Below are 2,149 nucleotides of genomic sequence, written 5' to 3' on the forward strand. Positions count from 1 at the left end.
GGCAATAAATGCCGCCAGACCCGCCAGCCAGCTATCTCTTTTGGTTTGCTCTGAAGGTGGCAAAGCATTGAGGCGCTCCCTGATGTTCGCCAGACTGATCTTTGCCTCCGGTTCATCGACGATCCTCGGGAGACAGGGGCCTAAACGATGACTATCCAGCGGGTATTGCTCGAGAGCCTCCATGACCTGAGCGGTCACACACTGGAATGATGGAACAGGCAAATCGGCGTTCTCCATGCGCCACAAAAACAACCCCTTGCCCCCAAGTTGTTCCCGGTACATGAGAGCCTTATCTGAAGCAGAACGGCAGCTGCGCTTAACCAGCGACACTGGGTCAGTAATACTACTGGCACCAGGAGAACTTAATTGCCTTTTGGCTGAACGACTGACCCTGCTGGATGAACCAGAAGCCCCGGCATTCTGATTTTGATTCGTTCCCGGAATTTCAGGATCAAAGGTAGCAGGTAACATCAAGATATCCCTCTCATGTTAATATGAATCCATGTTTTGATAGCTGGCACATCAATAAACCACCTCCTTTTGACAATAATTTTTTAGTAAAGTTCACCCGGCAGCCTGAAGCAGGCAATAGAAAAATAACAATAAGCTGGCAACACGTTTTGCACTGGTCAACGTTGTCAGAGCCAATCAGACCTTATCCGAACATTTTCTGGTGTATTCAATCACTTTGGGATTTCTCAGAATGGCTGAATCGATAAAAGCTTTATCACGTTGAAGCTCGGCAGCCGCATATTTGAAAGCCAGAGGTTCCTTTGCAATTAAGTCGAGTATATAGTCGCGATCATTCAACACCGTTTCACTGGCATCCATTAAGAATTTAATGCTATGAGCAATGACACTATTAATAATATTTTTATCCCTTCGGATTCTTTCACTGGCATACCGAAGAGCTTCAGGACTTTTTTCGACAGCTGTCATAACAAACTCATAATCATCCTGAAGCTTCGGGCTGGCATGACCCATACAATAGCCATTCCGATTGACTGCGGCTAAGACAACTTCTTTATCTCTCTTCATTTCTTCACTTGCATATTGCAGATCAAGTGGATGTTTTGCAATGGTTTCTAATACCAGCTCTCTATCATTTCGTACCCGTTGGCTGGCATATTTCAATCCGTGCTTCAGCAAAACATTCTTGAGCTTTTCTTTATTATCCGGAAGCGAGTGAAACGGGGGAATATAAAAATTCAGTCTGTAACTGTAGGATCGATTGATAATAAAGTATTGATTTCTCAGGTCATACACATGCTCAACCACTCGAATAGCGTTTTTGGGATCAAATAATAAAAAGTGATGCAAAACTTCCTTGCGGGCGTCCTCACTGATCTCATCACTCATTAACATTTTCCGAACACTGTCCTCCGGCTTTCTTCCGCATAATACTAACCACTGACACTCATCCAGTCGCTCAGCAAGATTAACAATCTGTTGGAGGTGGTCGCTTAATAACTGGCAGCAAGCGGGAGTAATACAGTAACCCTTTCTGTAAAACAATGAGAAAAGGCAATGTTGAAAGGCAAATCTATCGGCTTCTGTCACAACTTGCCTGTTAAGGCGTTGTGCAAGCAAGTTAAAGTCCCACTGATCTCCTTCAAAGATGGCAGTGTGTTCCAATTGTTGATCCAGATTAAACATAGCGTCTAGTACAATCAGCAGTTTTCCAAAGGCATCTTGCATGGTTTCACGTGATTCCATTCGGTGCCATGCGATGATTATTTCTCCTGCCACTGCGTTGCAAGACAACTTAATACCATCAGCATTTTTATCCAGTTCGATCGCTTTCAGTAACTGCACCAAAAACCACATACGTTTTAACTTGCCAACTTTATGATCGCAATAAAACTCATTAAACACGTCAGAAAATTTCAGCCGCAAGGTTCGCCCTTTTCCTCCCTCTGCGTGTTCAAGTAGCTCGATGAGACCCACGTGAAATCCTAACATCAGGTTTACAATCAGGACATCATCCAGACTGACGACAGTGGCTGAAAGCCCTGATTTTTTGATGGATGCCTTGCAGGAAGGACTCAACAGCGTCAACGTTTTACCCGGAGTCGTGCAATCAACATAGGTGACATCCCTTTCCCTGGTCAGCCTGCCGCGACCCGAAGCCAGAGCGACCGGTGCCAGT

2 protein-coding genes are annotated in these 2,149 nt (G+C 44.9%); both read right to left on the reverse strand.

What is annotated here, in order from left to right; translation table 11 throughout:
* A partial coding sequence (locus tag KDK18_RS09150) for a hypothetical protein (protein WP_257254597.1) occupies positions 1-474 on the reverse strand: 474 nt, incomplete at its 3' end.
* A gap of 174 nt (positions 475-648) precedes the next feature.
* A partial coding sequence (locus KDK18_RS09155; RefSeq protein WP_257254598.1) for a DUF4116 domain-containing protein occupies positions 649-2,149 on the reverse strand: 1,501 nt, incomplete at its 5' end.

The sequence above is a fragment of the Endozoicomonas sp. SESOKO3 genome (assembly GCF_024606255.1).